The organism is Paeniglutamicibacter terrestris, from assembly GCF_012271785.1.
Classification (GTDB): domain Bacteria; phylum Actinomycetota; class Actinomycetes; order Actinomycetales; family Micrococcaceae; genus Paeniglutamicibacter; species Paeniglutamicibacter terrestris.
In genome coordinates this window covers 137,309-157,421 of record NZ_JAAWVT010000006.1, presented here as the reverse complement: position 1 = coordinate 157,421, position 20,113 = coordinate 137,309, and the positions used below count along the sequence as shown (strand labels likewise).

The following is a 20,113-nucleotide window of genomic DNA, read 5'->3' as shown; positions in this document are numbered from 1 at the left end:
CCGGAGAAAGTTTCGGTTTGTTGCATTCATTGCAACTCCGTTGCATTCAGAATATGTGTGCCCCAGCTCACTGTCAAGTGGTTTCCGGCGAGCGTCGAAAGATTTCCGATTCGCGGCACACAACCGGGCCTTTTGCCGGTACTTTCAAGGAGGTTTTCCCTCGCGGCAACGGCGAAGGCCGTGGTCTCCGCCATTGCGGACACCACGGCCTTCGCGCGATTAGTTCTTCTCTGGCAGTCCAGTTTCCTTGCCGCCTTCAAAGGCGACCCTGCGGATCGCGCCCTCCTCCCTCGGATCGGGAACAAAGACCAGCGTCGGGTCAGGGTCATTGATGAATTTTTCCAGCTGCCTAATCGCCTTGTCGCGCTTGAGCAGCCTCCGGATCAGGTTCACGATCATCAGAATGATCACGAAGGAGAACGGGAAAGCCCCGATGATGGTGCCGGTCTGCACCGTGTCGACCACCGCGGTTCCGCCCAATGTCAGCAACACCGTGGTGACCGTACCCACCGAAAGCACCAGCACCACGCGGAACACGGGTCCGGATTTGTGCGGCGCCGAGACAAACTCGCTCAGCGCATAGATCCCCGAGTCCAGGGAAGTGACGTAGTAGGTGGCGACCAGGATGGTGGCCACCACCAGCAGGATGGTGCCAACCACCGGGACGGCGTCGAGCATTGCGAACAGGCCGGCGGAGGTATCGACTGCCACTGCTGCGCTGATGCCGCGGTCGGACTTGTCGTCGTAGAAGATGGCGGCCGAGCCGATCACCGCCACCCAGACCATGACGATCAGGGTCGGGATGACGGTCACGCCCAGGACAAACTCACGGATGGTGCGCCCGCGGGAAATCCGGGCAATGAAGCCTGCGACGAACGGGGAGAAGGCAATGACCCAGCACCAGATGAACACCGTCCACCAGCCGTTCCAGCTGTCCTGCCAACTCTCCAGCGTCGTGGCGGCCAAACCCGAGTCCGTCCACATGCTCATGTCCACGAAGTTCGCCATGAAGCTGCCGAAGGTCTGGGACATATTCGAAATGATGAACAGCGTCGGACCGAAGACCAGCACGGCGAGCACCAGCGCGATGCTCAGGATCGAGTTCACGCTGCTGATCCGGGCCATGCCCTTGTTGATGCCCACGATGGCCGAGACCGAGGTGATGCCTGCGAAGACCAGAATGACCATGAACCACATCATCGGGCTTGCCACGATTCCGGTAAAGGAGGTGATGCCGGAGCTGAACTGCATGGCCGCGAACCCGAAGGACGTGGCCAGGCCGAGCACGGTAGCTATGATGGCCAGCAGTTCGATGACGACGCCTGCCCCGCGGCGCGACCAGCGCGGCAGGATGTCGACGGTGGCTTCGCGGAACGTCAGGGTCTTGCCCAGGTTGTGGTGCGAGTAGGCGAGGCAGACCGCGACGACGCAGTACATCGCCCAGGCGGTCAGGCCCCAGTGGAAGTAGGTCCATACGATTGCGCCCTCGGCGCCGCCGCTGGGTCCGGCCGGGATGACCGGGTTTTCGTCACGCAGCATGATGGGTTCGGCGACCGACCAGAAGATCAGCCCGATGCCCTGCCCGCAGGCGAAGAGCATCGAATACCAGGCGAACTTGCTGTGCTGTGGCTTCGCGTTGGGTCCACCGAGACGAACCTTGCCAACCTTGCTCGTGGCGAGCCAGATGCACACCACCACGGTGAAGACCGAATACAGGATGAACAGCCAGGTGAACTTGCCGGTCACGAATGTACGCATTTCGGAGATCGCTGCCGCAGCTTCCGCCGGGTTTGCCAGCACCCAGATGATCACGCCAACGATGAGCACCGGTGGAATGACGCGGATCAGCAACCTGTCAAGCGGCGGGATGTGCCGCCCCATGAAGCGGGGAAGCTCCACCGGCGCTGCGAACTTGGGGTCGTTGTCGCCTTCGGCACTCGCGGCCGGATGCGGGGTCGTCTTGTCCAGTGACATGTTATGGCACCTCCAGGGTGATGTCCCCGAGCAAGAGTTCGCCCTTAAGGGCATCTGCAACCTGGATGACAACCGCATCGAGCAAGAGCTGGCCGCGCTCTGCGTTCGCACCCTTTGCACTGGAAAGGCAGCCGCTGGCCGGTGTCCGCGCCGGGTCCTCGGGGAAGATGTCGTAGGGGGTCACCTTGGCCGGGGGGTGGTCCACGACGCGTGACATGTCCACCTTTTCCGGGTGTAGCAACAGCATCAGGGAGGTTTCCAGCACCCCGCCGTGTTCGATGTCCCAACCCAGGAAGCCATCGGGGAAGACCTTTTCCAAGGTGGCTTCGTCAACGAAGTCCCAGTAGGAAAGCAGCAGTGCCCGCGAGCTGGTGCCATTGGTGCGCGCCCGGGCAACCGCATTGTCCAGACCCTCATAGATGAACTGGTAATTCTCGAAGTGGCCATTGAGGACCACCACATGCTTGAAGCCTTGGGCCAGGAACGAGGAAACCACATCGTCCACCATCCCGGTCAACGCCGCGGCACCGAGGCTGGTGGTACCTACGCGGTGGTTGCCGCCACCCGAACGCGGCTGGGACTTGTAGCCGTACGCGAATACCGGGGCAACCACTGCGCCGATTTTTTCGGCGACTAACCCGGCGATCGCCTTCGACAGCATGGCATCTACACCCAATGGCATATGCGGACCGTGTTGCTCCGTGGCACCAGTCGGGATGATTACGGTCGATCCTTCCTTCGCCACAATGGCAGAGTAGGTTTCTGCGTCGAGGTCTTCAAGAAATACTGAGGTCATCGTTGTCTCCTAGTATTGACAGCGGACGAGGAATATTGGGACTTCGGCGGAACGTCACGAGTCCCGTGGAAGAAGAACTTTCGTTGCGCAAGGCGCAACCCTGTTGCGTTGAATACTCTCAGTGGCTCAGCTCACAGTCAAGCTTGGTTACTCAGGCGCAAGGCGCAAGCCTCCGACATTCGCAACAAAATTACATGGAATGCTGTCACCGGCACTGTCGAATCACCACATTGACAGCGATCCGCCCGGATCCTGGTCCACCGCGGTGAAAACCCGGCGACGACACCCGCTGGGCCACGGGAGGGGTCCCTGCCATCACCGACCAGGCGGATACTCGTCAGACACAAGTAGTCGGCACCAGGAAAAGAATCCCCTACCCTGGCCTCAACAGGAAGGACGCCACGCAATCTGCCCGACCCAATGCAAGACCGCGTAACGCACCCTCCTCGGGCCACTGCGACCAAGGCCCGACCGACCCCGTTTGGCACCCTAGAGAAGTTACGTGAGACAGAGCGCCAGGATCCCCGGATTGTCGGGGATCCTGGCGCTCTTGGCTCCGTCTGGCTATATTCTGTGGTTTCGGGTGTGCTGGTCAATGAGGTCCATGGCCCGCTGTTGGCGGGGCGTGGGCAGGGAGAGCAGTTCGAAGGACGTCTCGGTGCCCGGAACGCTGGTGGCGTTCCGGACTTGGTGGCCAGGTGGGACAGGAGGTCCCGGTAGCTGGTGACGGTGGTCCCGTCACCGGTTTTCCGGGTGCTGGTCTTGGACGCGGCAGCGGCGGAGCGTTCCACCTTGGAGACCGGTTCCTCGGCGGTTCCGGGGCAAGTCCCTGACATAACTTCTCTAGGAAGGAGAAGGCCCCCGGCCGGCTATGCCAGCGCCTTCTTACTGGTTTCAACCGAGAAGGCCACGGCCACCAGAGAGATGACAGCCGCACCCATGAGGTACCAGCCCGGGGCCAGGGCGGTGCCGGAGGAAGCGATCAAGACGGTTGCCACGAACGGTGCGGTACCGCCGAAGAGTGCATTGGACAGGTTGAAGCTCACGGCGAATCCGGAGTAACGGACCCGGGTGGGGAACATTTCGGCCAGGTAGCTGGGAAGTGTCCCGTCATTGAGGCTGAGCATCGCGCCGAGCAGGATCTGCACCAGGACGACGATGAGGAAGTTGCCGGTTTCTAGCAGCATGAACGCCGGCACCGTCAGCACTACGAAGGTGATCGATGCGCTCATCAGGACCTTCTTGCGCCCGAAGCGGTCGGAGAGCATTCCGACCACGAAAATGAAACCGATGTACGTCGTCAGCGCCACGGTGGTGGCCACATAAGATGCGGTTTCACTGAGTCCGATGTTTTGGGACAAGTGCGTGGGCATGTAACTGAGGATGAGGTAGAAACCCACTGCGTTCAGCAGCACCGCACCGACGGCCTGGATGAGTTGGCGCCAGTGGTTCTTGAACAGCGCACTGACCGGGGCTTTCACGGCATTGTCTTCCTTGGCCAGCTCCTTGAATATCGGCGAGTCCTCGAGCTTGGTGCGGATGTAACGTCCGATCAGGCCCATGGGTGCCGCCAGCAGGAACGGCAGTCGCCAGCCCCAGGACTGCATTTGCTCAGGTTCCAGCATGCCCGTCAGCAGCGCAGCGAGCAGCGAGCCGAGCAACAGGCCCGCGGCCGTGCTGGCCGGAACGACGGCTGCGTAGAGGCCGCGGCGGTTGGCTGGCGCATATTCCACCAGGAAGGCGGAGGCACCCGCGTATTCGCCGGAAGCAGAGAACCCCTGGACGACGCGGATAATCAGCAGCAGGATTGGAGCCCAGACGCCGATGGTGTTGTAGGACGGGATCAAGGCAATGCAGAAGGTTGCCGCGGACATGATCAGGATGGACCACGAGAGTGCCTCGCGCCGGCCGATCTTGTCTCCCAGGTGACCCCAGACGAATCCGCCCAGCGGACGGACCAGGAACGAGATCGCGAAGAGTGCGAAGGTGAGCATCAAGCCGGTTGCCGGGTCGGAGTCCGGGAAGAAGACCGCCGTGATGGTCACTGCAAGGTAGCCGTAGACGGCGTAGTCGAACCATTCCACAAAGTTGCCGATGAAGCTGGCAGCAACGACCTTGGTGCGGGTTTTCTTGCCAATCCCGGCCGGGTCCGCACGGTCCTGCCCGCTGAGCGTTGGGCCGAGATCGGAGGCGTGGGTATTGGCGAGCGTGCTCATTGCAGAACGCTCGCGGGCATCGCTGCCGTCCGCGGAGTTGTTGCGCTGAATCATGTGGGAACCACCAGAGTTTATTTTGGTTGCATCCATTGCAACCCTGTTGCGCTCACTTTATTTGTGTCTCGCATCACTGTCAAGGGTCAGGTTTGGCCTGCTTCGCATCCGCTGCCCGTGGCGTCAAAAAGCGTGGGCGCCCGGTCTCCCGGGCGCCCAAACCTGCATGACATTCATGCCCTACGGAACCGTCGACATGCCGGCGCACGCTCGCCGCGAATCCGACATGCTGCTACGACCGGACACAATTGCCGCTACCTGACCGCCAGGGATTCCAGTGACAACGAGTACTCGTCCTCGATGGCCCGGGCCACGCCGTTGGTCACGGCATCCAGGAGCAACTTCCCTCGTTCGGCGCTAGCGCCGAACGGTGAGGACAGGCATCCACTGGCCGGGGTGCGCTCCGGGTCCTCGGGAAAGATGTCGTAGGGCTTCAACTGCGCCGGCGGGTGGTTGACGGCTCGGGACATGTCGACCTTTTCCGGATGCAGCAGAAGCATGAGAGAGGTTTCCAGCACCCCGCCATGCTCGATGTCCCAGCCCAGGAAACCGTCGGGGAAGACCTTCTCCAGGGTTTCCTCATCGACGAAATCCCAGTAGGAAAGCAGCATGGCCCGTGCATCGAGTCCCATTTCCCGGGCACGGCCCACCGCGATTTCCAGGCCCTCGTAAATGAATTGGTAGTTTTCAAAGTGGCCATTGAGGATAACGACCTTGGTGAACCCCTGCCCGATGAAGGACCGGGCAACGTCCTCGACCTGGCCGGAGAGCGTTGCCCCGCTCAGGCTCGTGGTCCCCACCCGGTGATTGCCGCCGCCGGAGCGTGGCTGTGACTTGTATCCATAGGACAATGTTGGCGCGACCAGGGAGCCAAGCTTAGTGGCCACCACCCCGGCAATGGCTCGCGAAAGCATCGCGTCGACGCCCAGCGGCATATGCGGACCGTGTTGCTCGGTGGCGCCGGCGGGGATGATGAGCGTTGCATGGGGCTGGGTTATATAGGCGGCGTAGGTTTCCGCATCGATATCTTCCAGAAAAACCGACTGCATCGAGAGGCTCCTTGTGGTGTTGGTGCGCGGGTGCCCGTCGTTGGTTCGCCTCGCGCACCAGGAGACTCATGGGAAAGGGTAAAGAAGAACTGCGATCAACGCACCCCGGTTGCATCGATCACCGCGATGCCCGGACGTGTCCGCGGCACATGGGAGCGGGTCCCGTGGCGAATTAATCCGCCACGGGACCCGCTGGCCATCATAGGTATTACTGGCCGTTCGTGTGCACTTCAGATGCGGCCTCGGTGGACGCCTCCGCAGTCGGGTCCACGTCGTCGATCCGCTGCTCGGCGAGCAGGAACTCCGCGCTACCGTGCTGGCGAATGAACTCCGCGTCGGAGCAGTCAAGCTTCAGTCCCAGCGGCACGCCCTGTTCGATGCGGGACTTGAAGCGGCTCAAGCCCAGTACGTAGTACAGCCCCGCACTGGTGGCGGTTCCCGCCAGCCAGGAGAAGTCGATGCCGCCCACAGCCGTGGCGATTGGGCCTTGGAGCGCCGGAACCGAACCGTACATGCACATCCAGGTCATGAAGATGCCGCCTGCGAAGGCAATGAATGCCGCGGGGTTGAAGGCCTTGAGCTTGGTCGACTTCGGATCCAGGAACAGGTAAGAGAAATCCTTGTGTCTGCGTTCGAAGACGAAGTAGTGCACCACCATGATGCCGCCCCAGGTGGCCACCCACGCCGCGATGGCAATGATCCAGTTGTGTAGAACCTCGGCAAAGTCATGGGCGAAGAGGAAGGCGATGACGGCACCCATGGCCAATACGCCGACCATGATCGAGAGCTTCTTGCGCGAGACGTTGATGTCCAGAGCCTGCGTGGCAACGCCAAAGGTGTACATGTTGATGATGTTTGTGGCGATCGGCCCGTGAATCACCAGCAGGATGACGGGGATCGAGAGAGTACCGAAGCTTTCAACAATCAACTGGCCGGGGTCGGCCGTGCCATTCTTGGTGGCAAGGCTGGCACCCAGGATGCCGAGCCATACCACCGGGAGGAACTGGCCCAGGACGCTGACCATATACAGCTTGCTCGGCTTGATGCGCTTAGAGACGAAGCGGGAGTAGTCCGGCGCGTAGGTGAACCAACCGATGCCCCAGCCGATGCCGATGGCGGTCATAATCGAAGACATTGCCGCGAGACGCGGCATGCCGGTGAGCACCTCGCCCACCGGGCCCTGGTAGGTCCAGTCGATGTCCAGCTGCGTCCAGGCCAGGATCGACATGGCGATCAGCACGATGATGGTCGGCGGCATGGTGATGCGCTCGAAGCGGGCAATGGCCTTGTAGCCGCGGTAGCAAATGGCCACCTGGATGGACATGATGACCGCCGCCGTCGAGATCTTCCACATCAGGTTGGCTGCGGTTGGGTCGACCCAGCCGATCATTCCGAACAGGGCCATGATCAGGTCGAGGATGACCCAGGTGTTGACTGCCGACCAACCAATGGCGATGACCGCCTGGATGGCGGCCGGCAGGTAGGCGCCGCGGCGGCCAAAGGCTCCGCGGGCAAGCAGCATCCCGGTGGCGCCGGTCCGCTGCCCCAAGATCACGAAGAATCCGAAGCCGAGCATGCCGATGACGTTTCCGGCAATCAGCACGGTCAGGGTGTCGGCAAGGCCCAGTCCCAGGTGGATGCCTAGGGCACCGAGGATCCAGTTGATGGGGGCGACGTTGGCCCCTGCCCAGATCCAGAACTGCCCAGAAAGTTTGGTGGTCCTGGCTGATTCGGGAATCGGCTGAAGGGAATCCTCGACCTCATGGGTCACGCTTTCAGATGAATTGGCGACTTGTCTACTCATTGGTTCACTTTCTCGACTGCGAGGTTGGTTCAAAAAGAACGTATGCATAAGCGTAGAAGTGATCTGCGCCACGCAGTACACTCAATCTGTATGTTTCTTATCGGCGTTGGTCGACAAAGTGTCACCACCCGTGCGTCCGGGGGCACTACCATCGCCGCCACGCCTAGAGCTAGGAACCCCGCATGCTGCTGAACCTCAACGATGTTCTGGCCACCCCACTCTTCATGAAGGCTCGCCCCCGCATCATGGCGGGGGCCGCGAATGCGGCGACCACCCAGGTTCGTTGGGTGCACTCGAGCGAGGTCCTCGAGATCGCGCCGTTGTTACGTGGTGAAGAGCTGCTGCTTAGCGGGGGCCAGAACCTGGTGGCACTTCGGGTCGAGGCCCAGGTCCAGTACATCCAGAGCCTGGCCGAGCGAAAGGTTGCCGCCCTAGCCATTGACACCGTGGGCCTGAACCGGTCGCTGTCCCCCGCCCTCATTGAGGCGGCCGAAATGGCGGGCCTGCCGCTGATCGAGCTGCGCGCCACCGTGCCATTCGTTGAACTGGCCGAGACCATCAACCGGGCCATCGTCTCCGCCCAGGCATTGGCCCTGCAACGCGCCGACGAGGTCTCCCAGAGTTTGGCCCACCGAATCGCCACCTCGGGACCGGGACTGACCCCGCTGGTGGCATTGATCGCCCAGAACCTGGACGTCAACGCGCTGCTGGTCGATATGGGCGGCAATACCCTGGCCAGCAGCCGAGACATCCCCGATGCGCAGATCGAAATGAAGGTCCTCTCCGACATCTTCCTTTCCGACGTTGTCGCGGCGCGGCTGCAGCTGGAGAGCCGCCACGAAGCCGAAAAGGAGTTCTTGTCCACGGTGGCAGAGCGGCTGGGAAGCATCCTGGCGCTCGCACTGTCCCAGCACCATCGGCCAACCCGGTCACAGATTGCCGATTCGGCCCTTATGCAGGCGATCATCCGCGACTCCAGCTCCAGCGAAATCAAGGACCTTTGCGTGCAGATCGGGCTCGACGCCACCGTCCCGGTGGCTGTCATGGTGTTCCGCGGGGTCGAACTGGGTCGGGTCCGCAGCGCAGTGGAGAGGATCCTGCGGCACAACTGCCCCGACATCAAAACCTATCTCGATTCCGAATACCTCTACGGCGTGCTTCCACTGAAGGGGATCTCACCTCGGCAGGAACGCCGGCGGATCCTACTGGGGTTGCGCGCCGAAATCGAGGCGGTGTCGGTCCAGGGCGTCATGGGCCCGTGGGTGCCCGATGCCTCACACGGGCCATGGTCCCTGCAGCAGGCCCTTGTGACCGAGCGGCTCGCGTTGCCCATGCCGAACTCGGGGGCGGTGCGCGATTGCGAGGACGTCGCTCTGGAGCGCCTATGCGAGCGCGATGTCGGGCCAAAAAAGATCGAGCGCTACATCCAGGAAATCCTTTCGGACCTGCTGGTCCATGACAGCCTGCGATCCGGCGACCTGGTCGCCACACTGGACGCCTGGCTGTCGAGCGGGTGCAATTCCACGGCCGCCGCAGCCGCGCTCTTCATGGAACGCCAGACCCTGCACAAGCGACTGAACAAGATCTTCGACCTGCTCGGCGGCGACCCGCGCGGCACCTCGCGCCTTGCTGCGGTCCACTTGGCGACCCGGCTGGCCCTCGCGAACCTGGGCACGCGCAAATGAGGCACGGCACCCGGGAACGTAGCAGGGTCGGGCTCTAGAGCACCGCCCGGATGGTCTGCTCGAAACTGGTGATGTGCGCCAGCGCCAGCGTTTCTGCCGTTGCGGCGTTTCCCGCCACGATGGCATCGAGCAGGTCGACGTGTTCCTCGATGTGTCCGGCCACCGACGGCACCTTGTCCAGGACTAGGCACCAGATTCGCGTGGCCAGGTTGTCCAGGCGGATTAGCGTTTCCTCGAGGTGGTGGTTTCCCGCGGCCCGGTAGATCAGCCGGTGGACGCTGAGGTCGTATTCCATCAGCCCGCGCTTGTCCACCTCCTTCTCCTCAAGCCGCTCGATGTCACGGGCCAGGGCACGCAGGGCTTCGCGGTCGGCATCCGAGGCGCTGAGCGCGGCCTTGCGGGCAGCCAGCGGCTCCAGGGAACGGCGAAGTTCCGAGACGTCGGCCAACTCGGTGATGTCCACGATCGTGGCAAAGGTGCCGCGACGCGGATAGGAAATTACCAAGTGGTCGATTTCCAGGCGCTTGAGAGCCTCTCGCACCGGCGTCCGTCCGACACCAAGCTCAAGCGCGAGCTGCCCGTCGTTGATGGGTTCTCCCGGGCGGATGTCGAGCATGATCAACCGGTCGCGGATGTCCCGGTAGGACTGTTCGGCCAGCGAAATCGACTCGGCCAGCACCTCCGGGCCTGCGGAGACAGCGCTCATGTGTTTTTCTCCTTGTTGTTGCCGATCAACTTTAGTGTGACCGGCGTGGCGACTTTTTCAGGTCGGCTGTTGACACCCTGTGATCCCCATCATAGCATTGAGCCTAGTTCTGATATATCAATAATCAACAACTTGTACTTCAAGGAGTGAATTCTGGATGACAGCCACCAACACCTCGCTTGTCGAGTCAACTCTGACCGAGAGCATTAACACCCTCGATCCGGAGATCGCGGAGCGTATCGACGCGGAGCTCGCTCGCCAGCAGCGTGGCCTGGAAATGATCGCCTCGGAGAACCACACGGCCCTCGCGGTGATGCAGGCCCAGGGTTCGGTGCTGACTAACAAGTACGCCGAGGGTTACCCGGGACGCCGCTACTACGGTGGCTGCGAAGAGGTCGACGTGGTGGAAACGCTGGCACTCGAGCGGGTCAAGGCCCTCTTTGGTGCCGAATTCGCGAACGTGCAGCCGCACTCCGGTGCCCAGGCTAACGCCTCGGTGATGCACGCGCTGATCCGTCCGGGTGACACCATCATGGGCCTGAACCTGGCGCACGGCGGTCACCTGACCCACGGGATGAAGATTAACTTCTCCGGCCGCCTCTACAACATCGTCCCGTACGGCGTTGAAGAGGACACCCTGGTGGTGGACATGGACAAGGTTGAAGCCCTGGCCATTGAACACTCCCCGAAGATGATTGTTGCCGGCTGGTCCGCCTACCCGCGGCAGTTGGACTTCGAGCGTTTCCGCGCGATTGCCGACAAGGTCGGTGCGTACCTGTTTGTGGACATGGCGCACTTCGCCGGGTTGGTCGCCGCCGGGCTGCACCCCTCACCGGTGCCGCACGCTCATGTGGTCTCCTCCACCACGCACAAGACCCTGGCCGGTCCGCGTGGCGGGATCATCCTGACCAACGATGCAGATATTGCCAAGAAGATTAACTCTGCCGTTTTCCCCGGTCAGCAGGGTGGCCCGTTGGAGCACGTGATTGCCGGTAAGGCCGTCGCGTTCAAGATCGCTGCGACGCAGGAGTTCAAGGATCGTCAGGTTCGTACGCTGGCCGGTGCCCACATTCTGGCCGAACGTTTGAATGCTCCGGATGTGGCTGCGGTGGGCATTTCGGTGCTCACCGGTGGCACCGATGTGCACCTGGTTCTGGTGGACTTGCGTCACTCGGAGCTCAATGGGCAGCAGGGTGAAGATCTGTTGGCGAAGGTGGAAATCACGGTGAACCGTAATGCGGTTCCCTTTGACCCACGCCCGCCGATGGTCACCTCGGGGTTGCGTATTGGCACCCCGGCACTGGCGACCCGTGGTTTCTCCGAGGCAGCGTTTGTGGAGGTCGCGGACATCATTGCCGAGACGCTCATCGCTGGCACGCAGGAGAACAACGAGGCTACCCTCGCGGCTCTGAAGGACCGTGTGCACGCCCTGGCCAACGCCCACCCGCTATACCCGAACCTCGCCCCGATTGGAGCCTAAGACCATGGCTGACGTTCTCCCCGAACACCCCGAATTCCTCTGGCGCAACCCCGAGCCCAAGTCCTCCTATGACGCAGTCATCGTGGGAGGTGGCGGACACGGCCTGGCCACCGCCTACTACCTGGCCAAGAACCACGGCATGACAAACATTGCCGTCCTGGAACGCGGCTGGCTGGCCGGCGGCAACATGGCCCGCAACACCACCATCATTCGCTCCAACTACCTCTGGGACGAATCCGCCGGCATCTACGAGAAGTCTCTCAAGCTCTGGGAGCAGCTGCCCGAGGAACTGGAATACGACTTCCTCTTCTCCCAGCGCGGGGTCATGAACCTCGCCCACACCCTGGGAGATGTGCGCGAATCCATGCGCCGGGTCGGTGCCAACCAGCTCAACGGCGTCGACGCCGAATGGATCACCCCCGAGCAGGTCAAGGAACTGTGCCCGATCATCAACATCGGGGACGACATCCGCTACCCGGTCATGGGCGCGACCTACCAGCCGCGTGCAGGCATCGCCAAGCACGACCACGTCGCCTGGGCCTTCGCCCGCAAGTGCGACGAAATGGGCGTGGACATCATCCAGAACTGCGAAGTCACCGGCTTCATCAAGGACGGCAACCGGGTCACCGGGGTGAAGACGTCCCGCGGCACCATCAATGCCGGCAAGGTCGCCCTCTGCGGCGCCGGGCACTCCTCGGTGCTCGCCGAACAGGCCGGCTTCGACCTGCCGATCCAGTCCCACCCGCTGCAGGCACTGGTCTCCGAACTGCACGAACCGGTCCACCCGACGGTCGTCATGTCCAACCACGTCCACGTCTACGTCTCCCAGGCCCACAAGGGCGAACTGGTCATGGGCGCGGGCATCGACAGCTACAACGGCTACGGCCAGCGCGGCGCCTTCCACGTCATCGAGGAGCAAATGGCGGCCGCCGTCGAACTTTTCCCGATCTTTGGCCGGGCACACGTGCTGCGCACCTGGGGCGGCATCGTGGACACCACCATGGATGCCTCCCCGATCGTCTCCAAGACCCCGATCGACCAGCTCTACGTGAACTGCGGCTGGGGAACCGGCGGCTTCAAGGGCACCCCGGGCGCTGGCTACACCTTCGCCCATACCATCGCCAACGATGAGGCGCACGAGCTCAACGCGGGCTTCTCCATCGAGCGCTTCGAGACCGGCCACCTCATCGACGAACACGGCGCCGCAGCCGTGGCCCACTAGAAAGGGATCCACACAAAATGATGCTCATCGAATGCCCCTGGTGTGGGCCCCGAAACGAGACCGAATACGGCTACGGCGGCGAGGCCCACGTGGCCTACCCCGCAGACCCCTCGGCACTGAACGACAACGAGTGGGCCAAGTACCTGTTCTACCGCAAGAACCCCAAGGGGCTCTTCGCCGAACGCTGGGTCCACTCGGCCGGCTGCCGCCGCTGGTTCAACGCGGTCCGCGACACCGTGACCTATGAATTCAAGGCCGTCTACAAGCCAGACGAGCCGCAACCGATCAAGACCACCAACGCCCCGGCACAGGGAGGAACCAAGTGAGCACCACCACGTCGCACCGACTCGGCGCAGAAGCAGCCGTCTCCGCCCGCATCGACCGCACCCGCGAGCTCACCTTCACCGTTGACGGCAAGTCCTTCACCGGTTTTGCCGGGGACACCGTTGCCTCGGCCATGCTCGGCGCCGGCCTCCGGGCCTGCGGGGACTCGCTCTACCTCAAGCGCCCGCGCGGCATCGTCTCTTCCGGCGTCGAGGAATCCAACGCGCTGATCAAGGTCGGCTCCCGCTGGGCCGGACACGTGAACGAATCGATGCTCCCGGCCACCACGGTGGAACTCACCGACGGCATGGACGTCACCCTGCTGCAGGGCCTGGGCCAGTTGGATCCGCGCGCCGATGAGGCCGTCTACGACCGCAAGCATGTGCACACCGACTTGCTCATCGTCGGTGCCGGACCGGCAGGGCTCGCCGCTGCCCGCGAGGCGGCCAAGTCCGGCGCCCGGGTCATCCTCATCGACGAGCAGTCCGAGGCAGGCGGCTCGCTGCTTTCGGCCTCCTCGGAAAGAATCGACGGCAAGCCCGCCGCGCAGTGGGTCACCGAGACCCGCCAGGCAATGGCGGAAGCCGAGGAGTTCACCTACCTTTCGCGCAGTACCGCGTTCGGCAGCTACGACGCCAACTACTTCGTCGCCGTCCAGCGCCGCACCGACCACCTGACCGGAGAGCTGGGTGCCGGGGTGTCCCGCGAGCGCATTTGGCACATCCGTGCCACCCAGGTCGTGCTGGCCACCGGTGCGCACGAGCGCCCGCTGGTCTTTGAGAACAACGACCGCCCGGGCATCATGCTTGCCTCCGCCGCACGCTCCTACCTGAACCGCTACGGCGTGCTGGTGGGCAACAACATCGTCGTGGCAACCACCAACGACTCGGCCTACGCGCTGGTCGAGGACCTGCTGGCCGCAGGCACCACCGTCGCCGCGGTCGTCGATGCCCGCGAGGAGCCCTCGATCCGTGCGACGGAACTCTCCGCACGCGGCGTCCGGATCCTGACCGGTTCGGTTGTCGCCAACACTTCCGCGCGCACCGACGGCTCCCTGGCCTCGGTCACCGTCAGCGGCATCGATGCACAAGGCGCCCTGAGCGGCAGCGTCGAGACGATCGGTGCCGATGTACTGGCCGTCTCCGGTGGCTGGAACCCGGTGGTGCACCTGCACTCGCAGCGCGAACGCCGGCTGGGCTGGGACGAATCGCTTTCCGCTTTCGTCCCGGCACACCCGGTCGCCCACCAGCAGACCGCCGGCGCCATGAACGGCCGCCTGGAGCTGGCCTCCGCATTGGCCGAGGGCGCCCGCGCCGGAGCCGACGCAGCAACCGCCGCCGGATTCTCCACCACCGCCTCGGTGCCCAGCGCCCCGGTGGAGACCCCGGGTGCTTCCCGGGCCCTGTGGCTGGTGCCCTCGCTTGCAGGCGACGGCGCCGACTATAAGTCCCACTTCGTGGACTTCCAGCGCGACCAGACCGTGGCCGACGTGCTGCGTTCGGTCGGCGCCGGAATGCGCTCGGTGGAGCACGTGAAGCGCTACACCTCGATCTCCACCGCGAACGACCAGGGCAAGACCTCGGGGGTCAACGCCATCGGCGTGATTGCCGCCGCCCTGGGCACCACCGACGTGGCGGGCATCGGCACCACCGCGTTCCGCGCCCCCTACACCCCGGTGGCCTTTGCGGCCCTGGCCGGACGCGAGCGCGGGGAGCTCTTCGACCCCGCACGCCTGACCTCCCTCCACCCGTGGCACGTTGAACGAGGAGCGCTCTTCGAGGACGTCGGACAATGGAAGCGTCCCTGGTACTACCCGCTGGCCGGCGAGGACATGGACACCGCGGTCTACCGCGAGTCTAAGGCCGTACGTGACTCGGTGGGCTTCATGGACGCTTCCACGCTGGGCAAGATCGAGATCCGCGGCAAGGATGCCGGCGAATTCCTGAACCGCATGTACACCAACGCGTTCAAGAAGCTTAAGCCCGGACTGGCCCGCTACGGGCTCATGTGCAGTGCGGACGGCATGATCTTCGATGACGGGGTGACGCTGCGCCTGGATGAGGACCGTTTCTTCATGACCACCACCACCGGTGGCGCAGCCAAGGTGCTGGACTGGTTGGAGGAATGGCTGCAGACCGAATGGCCAGACTTCGACGTTACCTGCACCTCGGTCACCGAGCAGGTGTCGACCGTCGCTGTGGTGGGGCCCAAATCCCGCGCCGTGCTGGCCAAGCTGGCCCCCGACGTTGATTTGGATGTCGAAGCCTTCCCGTTTATGGCCTTCAAGGAAACCACCCTGGCTTCCGGGATTCAGGCGCGGATCTGCCGGATCTCCTTCTCCGGCGAGCTCGCCTACGAGATCAACGTGCCGTCCTGGTACGGGCAGAAGGTCTGGGAAGATGTGGCCGCGGCCGGGGAGGAATTCAACATCACCCCCTATGGCACCGAAACCATGCACGTGCTGCGCGCCGAAAAGGGCTTCATCATCGTCGGCCAGGACACCGATGGCACGGTCACCCCGCAGGATGCCTCGATGGGCTGGGTTGTCTCCAAGGTCAAGGACTTTGTGGGCAAGCGTTCCTTCGACCGAGTGGACAACCAGCGCGAGGATCGCAAGCAGCTGGTCACGGTGCTTCCGGTGGACAAATCATTCCGCCTGCCGGAGGGCACCCAGCTGGTGAATGCCGGAACCGCGATCACCCCGGAGGTTGCTCCGGTGAAGATGCAGGGTTACGTCACCTCCAGTTACCATTCCCCGGCGCTGGGCCGTAGCTTCGCCATGGCACTGATTACCAATGGCCGAAACCGCATCGGCGAGGAACTGCAGGCCTATGTTGATGGCAAGCTGGTTGACGTCGTCGTTTCCGAAACCGTACTTTTTGATTCCGAAGGGAGCCGTCGAGATGGCTGAGCAGGTTTTGACTGAAATTTCCGTATTGCGCACCAGTCCGTTGGCGCATCTTCAATCCGCACTTGAGCAGGGTGCGGTACAGGGAGATCGGGGTGTGAGCGTGAGCGAGATCGCCTTCATGACCCAGATCGGCCTGCGCGCCGAGCCGGGAACCGCTGCCCACGTGGCCTTGGCCGCGGCAACCGGTGTGGGCCTGCCCGCAGCGGTGGGCCAGGTCGCCGGGGACGCCAATGGCACAGCAGTGCTGTGGAGCGGTCCGGATGAGTTCTTGTTAGTGGCACCGGATGGCACCGAGTTTCTCGATGACCTGCTCAGTGCCCTAGGGCAGGAGCCAGGTCAGGTGGTTGACCTCTCGGCGAACCGCACTGTCATCGAGCTCTCGGGACCCAGCGCCCGAGCGGTGCTGGAGAAGGGTTGCCCGGCGGATCTGCACCCACGGAGCTTCACAAAGGGAACCGCGATCACCACGGTGCTCGGCCCGGTGCCGGTGTTGTTGTGGAAGAGTGCGGAAGACACTTTCCGACTGTTGCCGCGGGCGTCCTTCGCCGACTACACGGCGCGCTGGCTACTCGACGCGATGGCGGAATTCGCTTCCGCTCCGATCGACTAGAGACAGCAGCACCGCACCAAGAAGGTGGGCGGCCTTTCCCGATCTTCGGGTAGGGCCGCCCACTGATATGGGACTCGGCACCATCTGAACGAAAACGTCTCACCAAATCCGGTGGGCTGAAGCCCCCTGCACCTAAAATGATGTTGCGGATAGATGGATGTCCACTTTTATCGCGGCCCACCGTGGCTCGCACCTTCACGGATCTAACGGAGTGCCACACATGGAAATCCACAATGAAGTCGAACATGTCCTTACCGTCGCCTGCCCCGAACGCCCGGGCATCGTCCACGCTGTTACCGGGTTCCTCCTCGCTCAGGGCCGCGACATCGTTGAGCTTAAGCATTTTGGTGACCGTCGCGCCGGGCAGTTTTTCATGCGCGTCGATGTTGCCGGGAGCGATGACCCCGAACTGACCGAGCGCATGCGCGCCGACTTCGCACCCCTGGCCGACGAATACGGGATCACCTGGACGCTGGAGCCCAAGGGCACCAAGAAACGCGTACTGATCATGGTCTCCAAGTTTGATCACTGCCTCAATGACCTGCTCCACCGGGCACGTTTGGGCGAGCTGCCCATCGACGTGGTCGCCGTGGTTTCCAACCACACCGACCACCAGAGCCTTGCCGAATGGCACAATGTGCCCTTCTTCCACGTCCCGGTCACCGCCGAGACCAAGCCGGTCGCCGAGGCCAAGCTGCTTGAGCTCATCGACCAGTTCGACGTGGAGCTGGTGGTGCTGGCGCGCTACATGCAGGTACTCAGCGACGAGCTCAGCCGCAAGCTCACCGGCAAAACCATCAACATCCACCACTCCTTCCTGCCCTCCTTCAAGGGAGCCAAGCCGTACCACCAGGCCTGGGACCGCGGGGTCAAGACCGTGGGCGCCACCGCGCACTACGTCAACGCCGAGCTCGACGAGGGACCAATCATCTCCCAGCAGGTTCAGGATGTTGACCACACTTACTCCCCCGCTGACTTGGTTGCGGCCGGGCGCGACACCGAGTGCAAGGCACTGTCCAACGCGGTGAAGTGGCACGCCGAGGGACGCGTGTTCCTTTACGAGAACCGCACCGTCGTCCTGCGCTAGGGTCCTACGGACCAGAACCACTTTGATCGGCTTCGGGCCGGCGAGAACCCGCTGGGGTTCCCGCCGGCCCGAAGCTTTTTGTTCCGTGGCTCCGTTGCCGCGTCGCTACCGACCTGAGCCTCGGGCTCCAGAACCACCATGTCGGCCGCACCGACGTTGCAAGGACCTAGTGTCGCGGCATCGTCTTGCGGTGGCAGCAACACGTGCCGCCGTTGCGCGACCCAGGACCCGGCATACCGCAGGCGGGCGACGAGTAAATAGCGCCGAATACCAACTCAGTGGGCAGCTATAGACGGAACCCCCGGGGTAATGCCATCCTATGATCACCAAGGTCCGGCGCCTCAAGGCCTGTCTGAAACCTCGATCACTCGACGCTGTGGAAGGTTGGAACGATGACTGATGATGCACGTCGGCGACAGCTAGGAGATAACAGTGCCCCGGTGGAGGAGGAGATTGAGGAAGCCTTCGACCGTATCATCGAAGAGGGAGCCCAACGTCTGTCCCGTTCCTGGACCACGGTTCTGGTGACTGGAACCTTCGGCGGACTGGAAGTCGGCGTCGGTATCATGGCCTATTTGGCGGTCATGCACGAAACCCACAACTACCTGCTGGCGGGGCTGGCTTTCGGCATCGGGATGATCGCCTTGCTGTTGGCCAAGAGCGAGCTGTTCACCGAAGGTTTTCTGGTGCCGATCACCGCGGTGGTCGCCAAGGAAGCCAGTGTGAGCCAGCTGGTCAAGCTCTGGGGCGGCACACTGGTGATGAACCTCGTGGGCGGATGGGTGTTCATGTGGATTGTGGTGCAGGCTTTTCCCCAGTGGAAGCCCGAGCTGGAATCATCCGCATTGCACTTTGTGGAGGCTGGATTCACGCTGCAGTCGGTGTGTTTAGCCATATTGGCAGGAAGTACCATCACACTAATGACGCGCATGCAGTTGGGAACCGACTCGGATGTAGCGAAGATGGCCGTAGCCGTGGCCGACGGGTTCCTGCTCGTGGGGCTGCAACTGTTCCATTCGGTCCTTGATTCGTTCTTTATTTTTGGCGCGATCCATGCCGGGGTGGAGCTGGACTACCTGGATTGGCTGGGCTGGTTTGGCTATGCGCTACTTTTCAACATTCTCGGAGGATTGCTGCTGGTCACGGTCTTGCGGTTGGTGCGCAATAAGGATCTGATTCGCGAACGCCGGGAAAAGGCACCCGCGGATCCGGAAGCGGCCCGCTGAGTTTTACGGCGCTGTACCCGTTCCGCGCCGGACCGATGATGGAATACTCTCTGGCCTCGGCACCCGGCAAAGCAGGAGTCTGCATTCGTTGACATTGACGCAACGTCAAGCTTTATCGTTGGTCCCATGGAACGTTCGATTCAACAGGTTGCCAAGCTCGCAGGCACCACCAGCCGCACGCTGCGCCACTACGACGACATCGGCTTGTTGTCACCCAGCAGGATCGGGCACAACGGTTACAGGTACTACGACGAATCCAGCCTCATCCGACTCCAGCGCGTCCTGCTGCTGCGTGATTTGGGGCTCGGCTTGCCGCAGATATCCCAGATCATCGAGGCACAAACGGGTGCGGCTTCGGCATTAACAACTCATCTGTCCCTGTTGCGTGCCGAACAGCAGCGTTTGGCGCGGCAGATTACCGCCGTTCAGCACACCATCAACTCACTGCAAGGAAAAGGAAAGCTCATGGCCGAGGACATGTTTGACGGTTTTGACCACACGGTCCACCAGGAGGAAGTTGAACAGCGCTGGGGCAAGGACGCCTACGCGCGTTCAGACTCCTGGTGGCGCGGTTTGGGCAAGGACGGACAGGCTCAATGGAAGCGCCAACTCCAGGAACTGAATAATGACTGGATGGCCGCGTCCAAGGATCCGGCGATTACCCCGGATTCACCGCAGGCCCAGGATCTGGCAGTACGCCATGTTCAGTGGTTAACTAGCATCCCGGGAACCCCCGCGGGCTCTGCGGACGGCACCAAGGCTTATGTCCTCGGTCTGGCAGAGATGTATGTTGCCGACGAGCGCTTCGCCGTGAACTACGGCGGGAGTGAGGGCGCATCCTTTGTACGCGATGCCTTGAAGGCCCACATCACGACGATGCGGTAGCGCCATAGCGCCGTTCGCAACGTTAAGCGTGAAAGCCTCGGGCTCCGATGACGATGGCAATCGTCATCGGGGCCCGAGGCTTCA

The 20,113-nt window shown here is 62.7% G+C and carries 15 protein-coding genes; 9 read left to right on the top strand and 6 right to left on the bottom strand.

Features of this window, described 5'->3' with window-relative positions; genetic code table 11:
• Positions 1–219 precede the first annotated feature (219 nt).
• The 5 genes from HED64_RS13275 to HED64_RS13255 all read right to left on the bottom strand — a co-directional run bounded on the left by HED64_RS13275 (position 220) and on the right by HED64_RS13255 (position 7,893).
• Positions 220–1,974 (bottom strand): BCCT family transporter, encoded by a 1,755-nt coding sequence (locus HED64_RS13275; protein WP_425351802.1) that lies wholly within the window; start codon positions 1,972–1,974, stop codon positions 220–222.
• Between the two features lies 1 nt (position 1,975).
• Positions 1,976–2,770 carry a creatininase gene (locus tag HED64_RS13270; RefSeq protein WP_168152505.1) on the bottom strand — a complete coding sequence of 265 codons (795 nt, stop codon included), beginning with the start codon at positions 2,768–2,770 and terminating at the stop codon, positions 1,976–1,978.
• Between the two features lie 869 nt (positions 2,771–3,639).
• Positions 3,640–4,986, bottom strand: coding sequence for an MFS transporter (locus HED64_RS13265; protein ID WP_210149712.1), 1,347 nt, complete (start codon positions 4,984–4,986; stop codon positions 3,640–3,642).
• Positions 4,987–5,294: 308 nt separating this feature from the next.
• Positions 5,295–6,089 (bottom strand): creatininase, encoded by a 795-nt coding sequence (locus HED64_RS13260; protein ID WP_168152504.1) that lies wholly within the window; start codon positions 6,087–6,089, stop codon positions 5,295–5,297.
• Positions 6,090–6,297: 208 nt separating this feature from the next.
• On the bottom strand, positions 6,298–7,893 hold the full coding sequence (locus tag HED64_RS13255) for a purine-cytosine permease family protein (RefSeq protein ID WP_168152503.1): 1,596 nt from the start codon (positions 7,891–7,893) through the stop codon (positions 6,298–6,300).
• A gap of 182 nt (positions 7,894–8,075) precedes the next feature.
• Here HED64_RS13255 and HED64_RS13250 point away from each other — a divergent pair, with 182 nt between their 5' ends.
• On the top strand, positions 8,076–9,578 hold the full coding sequence (locus HED64_RS13250) for a PucR family transcriptional regulator (RefSeq protein WP_168152502.1): 1,503 nt from the start codon (positions 8,076–8,078) through the stop codon (positions 9,576–9,578).
• 34 nt (positions 9,579–9,612) lie between these two features.
• Here the strand turns inward: HED64_RS13250 and HED64_RS13245 are convergent, their stop codons facing one another.
• A complete protein-coding gene (locus tag HED64_RS13245; protein WP_168152501.1) occupies positions 9,613–10,284 on the bottom strand; it encodes a GntR family transcriptional regulator in 672 nt (223 codons plus the stop codon).
• A gap of 157 nt (positions 10,285–10,441) precedes the next feature.
• On the opposite strand from HED64_RS13245, the gene glyA reads away from it, so the two are divergent.
• The 8 genes from glyA to HED64_RS13205 all read left to right on the top strand — a co-directional run bounded on the left by glyA (position 10,442) and on the right by HED64_RS13205 (position 20,029).
• Positions 10,442–11,764, top strand: a complete 1,323-nt coding sequence (glyA, locus tag HED64_RS13240) for a serine hydroxymethyltransferase (protein ID WP_168152500.1) — start codon at positions 10,442–10,444, stop codon at positions 11,762–11,764.
• 4 nt (positions 11,765–11,768) lie between these two features.
• On the top strand, positions 11,769–12,986 hold the full coding sequence (locus tag HED64_RS13235; protein ID WP_168152499.1) for a sarcosine oxidase subunit beta family protein: 1,218 nt from the start codon (positions 11,769–11,771) through the stop codon (positions 12,984–12,986).
• 17 nt (positions 12,987–13,003) lie between these two features.
• Entirely contained in the window at positions 13,004–13,312 is a 309-nt protein-coding gene (locus tag HED64_RS13230; RefSeq protein WP_168152498.1) for a sarcosine oxidase subunit delta, read from the top strand.
• On the top strand, positions 13,309–16,221 hold the full coding sequence (locus HED64_RS13225) for a sarcosine oxidase subunit alpha family protein (RefSeq protein ID WP_168152497.1): 2,913 nt from the start codon (positions 13,309–13,311) through the stop codon (positions 16,219–16,221). The genes HED64_RS13230 and HED64_RS13225 overlap by 4 nt, the downstream gene beginning before the upstream one ends.
• A complete protein-coding gene (locus HED64_RS13220; RefSeq protein ID WP_168152496.1) occupies positions 16,214–16,831 on the top strand; it encodes a sarcosine oxidase subunit gamma in 618 nt (205 codons plus the stop codon). The genes HED64_RS13225 and HED64_RS13220 overlap by 8 nt, the downstream gene beginning before the upstream one ends.
• 220 nt (positions 16,832–17,051) lie before the next feature.
• A complete protein-coding gene (gene purU / locus HED64_RS13215) occupies positions 17,052–17,918 on the top strand; it encodes a formyltetrahydrofolate deformylase (RefSeq protein ID WP_168152495.1) in 867 nt (288 codons plus the stop codon).
• A 392-nt stretch (positions 17,919–18,310) separates the two neighbouring features.
• The gene (locus HED64_RS13210; protein ID WP_168152494.1) at positions 18,311–19,144 is read left to right on the top strand and encodes a formate/nitrite transporter family protein; all 834 of its coding nucleotides are present in this window, start codon (positions 18,311–18,313) and stop codon (positions 19,142–19,144) included.
• Between the two features lie 126 nt (positions 19,145–19,270).
• Positions 19,271–20,029, top strand: a complete 759-nt coding sequence (locus HED64_RS13205; protein ID WP_168152493.1) for a MerR family transcriptional regulator — start codon at positions 19,271–19,273, stop codon at positions 20,027–20,029.
• The last annotated feature ends 84 nt before the right edge of the window (positions 20,030–20,113 follow it).